Raw genomic sequence first — 5854 nt, 5'->3', positions numbered from 1 at the left:
CGCTGACCCGCCCGAACCCCCACCCTCGGCCCCGCCCCACAAGGGGGAGGGAGGCGACGGGGCCGGTTCAACAGAACAATCAATCCTAGTGGAGCGGCCATGCTCAGCGCCATTCTTACCGGCCTCGTCCTGGGGGGCACCTATGCCCTGGTGGCGATGGGCCTGACGCTGCAATATGGCGTCGCGCGCATCATGAACCTGGCCTATGGCGACATCATCATCGCCGCCAGCTTCGGCGCGCTGGTGCTGTTCACCGGCCTGGGCATCAATCCGCTGCTGGCCATGGTGGTGATCCTGCCCGCCAGCTTCGCGCTCAACTGGGTGATCTATGCGGTGATGTTGCAGCCGCTGGCCCGGCGCTCGAAAGATCGGGGACGGCTGGAGGGCGATTCGATCCTGGCCACCTTCGGGCTGCTGTTTCTCATCCAGGGCATCGCCCTGGTGATCTTCGGAGCGGGCTTCCAGAACTACAGCTTCCTGGCTGGGCCGGTGACGATATTGGGCACCACCATGCAGCTCAACCGCGTGCTGGCCTTCGCCCTGGCGCTGGCCCTGGGGCTGGGTCTTTACCTGCTGCTCAACCGCACGCGTTTCGGCACGGTGATCCGCGCAGTCGCCGCCAATCCAGCCTCGGCGCCGCTGGTGGGGATCAATGTCGATGCCGTCGCCCGCTTCGCCTTTGCGCTGGGCGGGGCGCTAGCCGCCGCCGGGGGCGTGGTGGTGTCGATGTATCTGACCTTTTCAGCGACGATGGGCGTGGTCTTCACCATGAAGGCGCTGATCGTGGTCATCATGGGGGGCGTGGGCAATCTGCTGGGGGCGCTGGTCGCCGGGCTGCTTCTGGGGCTGGTGGAGACCATGGTCGCCAGCTTCATCGATCCGGGGCTGACGCTGGCGGCCACCTATCTGTTGTTTCTCGCCGTGCTCGTCATCCGCCCGCAGGGCCTGTTCGGAAAGGCCGCGCGATGAAACTCCTGCTCGCCCTGCTCATCTTCGCCGCGCTGGCCTTCGTGCCCTTTTTCGCCGACCCCTACCCGCTCGGGCTGATGATCGGCATCCTCGGCTATGGCGTGCTGGCCACCGCCTGGGCGCTGTTTTCCGGGCCGACGCGCTACATCTCGCTGGCCACGGTCGCCTTTTTCGGGCTCGGCGCCTATAGCGTGGCAGTGCTGGGCGACGTGCTGCCCTATCCGCTGGTGCTGGTATGCGCCGCCGGAGTGGGGCTGGTTCTGGCGCTGATCGTGGGGCTGGCGACGCTGCGGCTGGCGGGGATCTATTTCGTCATCTTCACCTTCGGGCTCACCGAACTGGTGCGGCAATTTGTGACTTATTACGAGGTCAACGTGACCCGCACGCTGGGGCGCTATGTGTTCCTGCCCATCGGGCCCGAGCATATCTACTGGCAATTGCTGGCGCTGCTGGCTGCAACGCTCGCCATCGCCTGGTGGGTGAGCCGGGCCAAGATCGGACTGGCGCTGCGCGTCATCGGGGACGACCCGGTGGTGGCCAGCCATCTGGGCATCCGCATTACCCGCGCCAAGCTGACGCTGTTTTCGATCAGCGCCATATTGATGAGCCTGGCCGGGGCCATCCAGGCGCCACGCTGGACCTATATAGAGCCTTCCATCGTGTTCAATCCCACCACCAGCTTCCTCGTGGTCATCATGGCGCTGCTGGGCGGGCCGAACCGGCTATTGGGGCCGCTGCTGGGCGCGGTCCCGCTGTTCCTGCTGTTCGAATGGCTCTCGGCCAATTTTCCCAACCACTATTCGATCATCCTGGGAGTTTTGTTCATCGCCATCGTGTTCCTGCTGCCCAATGGGGTGCTGGCGGCCTTCGACAGCCTGCGCAACCGCTTGGCCGGAAAGGAGGCACGGGCATGAGCCTTCTCAGTCTACATGAGATCACCAAGCGCTTCGGGGGCCTCAGCGCTGTCAACGGGCTGAGCTTCGACGTCGCCGCCGGCGAAACGGTGGGGCTGCTTGGCCCCAACGGCTCGGGCAAGACCACCGCGCTCAACATGATCTCGGGCTATCTGCCGCTGAGCGAGGGCCATATCACGCTGCTGGGCGAGCCGATCAGCGGCCTGCCGCCGGAAAAAATCGCCCATCGCGGCATTGCCCGCACCTTCCAGCTGGTGCGCGCCCTGCCCTCGCTGAGCGTGGGCGAGAACGTGCTGGCGGCCCTGGCCTTCCGCAAGGCCCCGCTCTGGGGCGCAGAGGCCGAGGAGCGCATCGGGGAATTGCTTGAAGCGGTGGGGCTGGCCGGGCGGGCCAGCCAGCCGGCCGACAGCCTCACCTATATCGATCTGAAACGCATGGAACTGGCGCGGGCGCTGGCCGCCGATCCGCAATTGCTGCTGCTGGACGAATGGCTGGCGGGGCTCAACCCGACCGAATTACGCACCGGCATCGACCTTATCGCCTCGCTGCGGGAACGCGGCATCACCATATTGCTGGTGGAACATGTGATGGATGCGGTGCGGGCGCTGTGCAGCCGCTGCATCGTGATGAATACCGGCACCAGGATCGCCGACGGGCCGACCGCCGAAGTGCTGGCCGATGCCGAAGTCGTGCGCGCCTATCTGGGGCAAGACCATGCTTGATGTCGCTTCCCTTTCGCTGCGCTATGGCAAGCATCTGGCGCTGGACAGCGTTTCCCTTTCCGTTTCGGAAGGGGAAACCGTGGTGGTGCTGGGGGCCAATGGGGCGGGCAAATCGAGCCTGCTCAAGGCCATTGCCGGGCTGGAGCGGCCCGATTCCGGCGCATCGATAACGCTGGACGGCACCTCGCTGCTGGGCCGGCCGGCGCATCGCTTTCTGGAAGCGGGGATTGCGCTGGTGCCGGAAGGGCGAGGGATTTTCGGCGATCTCAGCGTGGCGGAAAATCTCGAGCTGGGTGCCTATACGCCCCATGCGCGGCCGCATGAAGCCGCGCAGCGCCGCCTGGTGTTCGAGCTTTTTCCCCGGCTGGCCGAGCGAGAGGGGCAGATCGCCCGCACCATGAGCGGGGGCGAACAGCAGATGCTGGCGATCGGGCGGGCGCTGATGAGCTGCCCGCGCCTGTTGATGCTGGACGAACCCAGCCTGGGCCTCGCCCCCATCGTCACCAGCGAGCTCTTCGCCGCGCTCGGCCGCATCCGCCAGACCGGAATCGCGCTGCTCGTAGTGGAACAGAACGTCAAGGCCAGCCTGGGCATCGCCCATCGCGGCTATCTCATGGAAGCGGGTCGCATCACCGGCTCGGGCACGGCCGAGACGCTGCGCACCGATCCCGGCGTGCAACAGGCCTTCCTTGGCGGAACCATGCCCCCCAATACCAGAAACGGAGTTCGCACATGACCGATCTCGGCCTGCTTATCAATAACGAGGACTGTCAAGCCAGCGGCGGGGGCACTTTCGAGCGCAATAATCCCGTCACCGGCGAATTGGCCACCCGCGCGGCGGCCGCCAGCTTGGACGACGCCCTGCGCGCGGCCGACGCCGCCGCCGCCGCCTTTCCCGGCTGGAGCAAGACCGCGCCTTCGGCGCGGCGCAAGATATTGCTCCATGCCGCCGACCGGCTCGACGCGCTGGCGCCCGATTTCATCGCCGCCATGGGCGCGGAAACCGGCGCCACCGCCGGTTGGGCCGGCTTCAACGTGATGCTGGCCGCCGAGATGCTGCGCGAGGCAGCGGCGCTCACGACCCAGGTGACGGGAGAAATCATCCCCTCCAACCGGCCCGGCTCCACCGCCTATGGCGTGCGCCAGGCGGCAGGCGTGGTGCTCTCCATCGCGCCCTGGAACGCCCCGGTGATCCTGGGGGTGCGCTCACTGGCGACGCCGCTCGCCTGCGGCAATACGGTGGTGTTCAAATCCAGTGAAATCTGCCCGCGCACCCACAGGCTGATCGCCGATGCGCTGCTGGCGGCGGGATTGCCGAAGGGCGTGCTCAACGTGGTCTCCAACGCCCCCGAGGATGCGCCGGAACTGGTGGAGGCGCTGATCGCCCATCCCGGCGTGCGGCGGGTCAATTTCACCGGCTCGACCCGGGTGGGCCGGCACATCGCCGAGCTGGCGGCACGCAATCTCAAGCCGGCCCTGCTGGAGCTGGGCGGCAAGGCGCCCTTCGTGGTGCTCGACGATGCCGATCTGGACGCCGCCGTCGCCGCCGCCACCTTCGGGGCCTATATGAACCAGGGGCAAATCTGCATGTCGACCGAGCGCATCGTGGTCGATGATGCCATCGCCGACGCGTTCGTCGATAAGCTGGCGGCCAAGGCCGCTTCGCTCAAGGCGGGCGATCCCCGCGCCGGCAATACGCCGCTGGGATGCCTGGTCGATCTCGGCGCGGCGCAGCGCATCGACGGGCTGATCCGCGATGCGGTGGCCAAGGGCGCGCGCGTGGTGGCCGGCGGCACCATTGACGGCACCATCATGCAGGCCACGGTGGTGGACGGGGTGACGCCCGGCATGAAGCTCTATCGCGAAGAATCCTTCGGCCCGGTGGTGGCGGTGGTGCGCGTGGGCAGCCTCGACGAGGCGGTACGGGTAGCCAACGATACCGAATATGGCCTGGCGGCCGCCGTGTTCGGCCGCGACGTCAACCGCGCCATGGCCGTGGCCTCGCGGATCGAATCCGGCATCTGCCACGTCAATGGCCCAACGGTGCATGACGAGGCGCAAATGCCCTTCGGCGGCATGAAGGCCTCGGGCTATGGCCGCTTCGGGGGCAAGGCCGGCATCGCCGAATTCACCGACCTGCGCTGGATCACCGTGCAGGACGGGCCGATTCACTATCCGATCTGAGGAGGCGAAACACGCAGTCTATCCACCGGGTCATTCCGGCGCAGGCCGGAATGGCTCCGTGGTTGGGTCGGTATTCCGACGCCTTAAGCCCCTCATCCGCCCCTTCAGGACACCTTCTCCCGCGAGGGGAGAGCGAAAAGGCCCCTATCGTGCATCCGCCAGAATGGCGGCGGCGGCTTTTTCGGCGATCATGATGGTGGGCGAATTGGTATTGCCCGAGGTAATGAAAGGCATGGCGGAAGCGTCGGCAACACGCAGGCCCTCGACGCCAAAGACCTTAAGGGACTTGTCCAGCACCGCCATGGAATCGCCGGCCACGCCCATGCGGGCGGTGCCGACCGGATGGAAGATGGTGGTGCCGATATCGCCCGCGACCCGGGCCAGATCGCCATCGCTTTGCAGATGCGCGCCGGGGCGGAACTCCTCGGGGTTGTAGCGGGCCATGGCGGGCTGCTGCATCACCTTGCGGGCGCTGCGAATGGATTCGGCCGCAACCTGGCGGTCTTCCTCGGTCGCCAAATAGTTTGGCGCGATGGCGGGAGCCTGGTTCACGTCCGCCGAACGAACATGGACCGAACCCCGGCTGGTAGGCCGCAAATTGCAGACGCTGACCGTAATGGCCGGGAAGTCGTGCATGGCATCGCCGAACTTGTCGAGCGAGAGCGGCTGGATGTGGAACTGCATGTTGGGCGTTTCATGCCGGTCGGACGAGCGGGTGAAGGCGCCCAGTTGCGATGGCGCCATGGTGAGCGCGCCACGCCGCAGGAAGAGATATTCCGCCCCCATCATGCCGCGCCGGAAAAGCGAGCGGTAGAGCATGTTCATGGTGGGCACGTTCGACACCTTGTAGATGGGCCGAAGCTGCAAGTGGTCCTGCAAATTGGCGCCGACGCCGGGCAGGTCGCGCACCACATCGATGCCAATGCTGCGCAGATGCTCGCCCTCGCCAATGCCGGAGCGTTCGAGAATGGCCGGGCTGGCCACCGCGCCGGCGCACAGCCCGATCTCGCGCCGCGCCCGGTTGGTACGCGCGTCGCCCTCCTGCCGGGAGGGCACGCTGTGCGC

At 66.6% G+C, this 5854-nt stretch carries 6 protein-coding genes; 5 read left to right on the top strand and 1 reads right to left on the bottom strand.

Annotation, left to right across the window (positions count from 1 at the left end; genetic code table 11):
* Positions 1-99: 99 nt before the first annotated feature.
* Genes VDP82_RS12795 through VDP82_RS12775 form a run of 5 tightly spaced genes read left to right on the top strand, consistent with a single transcriptional unit; the run spans position 100 to position 4789 of the window.
* The gene (locus tag VDP82_RS12795) at positions 100-969 is read left to right on the top strand and encodes a branched-chain amino acid ABC transporter permease (RefSeq protein ID WP_323015234.1); all 870 of its coding nucleotides are present in this window, start codon (positions 100-102) and stop codon (positions 967-969) included.
* Entirely contained in the window at positions 966-1883 is a 918-nt protein-coding gene (locus VDP82_RS12790; RefSeq protein ID WP_323015233.1) for a branched-chain amino acid ABC transporter permease, read from the top strand. The genes VDP82_RS12795 and VDP82_RS12790 overlap by 4 nt, the downstream gene beginning before the upstream one ends.
* The gene (locus tag VDP82_RS12785; protein WP_323015232.1) at positions 1880-2605 is read left to right on the top strand and encodes an ABC transporter ATP-binding protein; all 726 of its coding nucleotides are present in this window, start codon (positions 1880-1882) and stop codon (positions 2603-2605) included. Before VDP82_RS12790 ends, VDP82_RS12785 begins: the two co-directional genes overlap by 4 nt.
* The gene (locus VDP82_RS12780) at positions 2598-3341 is read left to right on the top strand and encodes an ABC transporter ATP-binding protein (protein ID WP_323015231.1); all 744 of its coding nucleotides are present in this window, start codon (positions 2598-2600) and stop codon (positions 3339-3341) included. The genes VDP82_RS12785 and VDP82_RS12780 overlap by 8 nt, the downstream gene beginning before the upstream one ends.
* The gene (locus VDP82_RS12775) at positions 3338-4789 is read left to right on the top strand and encodes an aldehyde dehydrogenase (RefSeq protein WP_323015230.1); all 1452 of its coding nucleotides are present in this window, start codon (positions 3338-3340) and stop codon (positions 4787-4789) included. The genes VDP82_RS12780 and VDP82_RS12775 overlap by 4 nt, the downstream gene beginning before the upstream one ends.
* 144 nt (positions 4790-4933) lie before the next feature.
* Here the strand turns inward: VDP82_RS12775 and VDP82_RS12770 are convergent.
* A partial coding sequence (locus VDP82_RS12770; RefSeq protein ID WP_323015229.1) for a GMC family oxidoreductase occupies positions 4934-5854 on the bottom strand: 921 nt, incomplete at its 5' end.

It is taken from the genome of Devosia sp., assembly GCF_034675085.1.
Classification (GTDB): Bacteria; Pseudomonadota; Alphaproteobacteria; order Rhizobiales; family Devosiaceae; genus Devosia.
The sequence above is the reverse complement of the archived record's forward strand: the minus strand, read 5'-3'. Positions and strand labels throughout refer to the sequence as shown.

Excerpts from the sequence above, each read along its gene's own strand:
- VDP82_RS12785 (WP_323015232.1), top strand. The coding sequence starts at position 1,880 with ATGAGCCTTCTCAGTCTACATGAGATCACCAAGCGCTTCGGGGGCCTC.
- VDP82_RS12775 (WP_323015230.1), top strand. The coding sequence starts at position 3,338 with ATGACCGATCTCGGCCTGCTTATCAATAACGAGGACTGTCAAGCCAGC.
- VDP82_RS12795 (WP_323015234.1), top strand. The coding sequence starts at position 100 with ATGCTCAGCGCCATTCTTACCGGCCTCGTCCTGGGGGGCACCTATGCC.
- VDP82_RS12780 (WP_323015231.1), top strand. The coding sequence starts at position 2,598 with ATGCTTGATGTCGCTTCCCTTTCGCTGCGCTATGGCAAGCATCTGGCG.
- VDP82_RS12790 (WP_323015233.1), top strand. The coding sequence starts at position 966 with ATGAAACTCCTGCTCGCCCTGCTCATCTTCGCCGCGCTGGCCTTCGTG.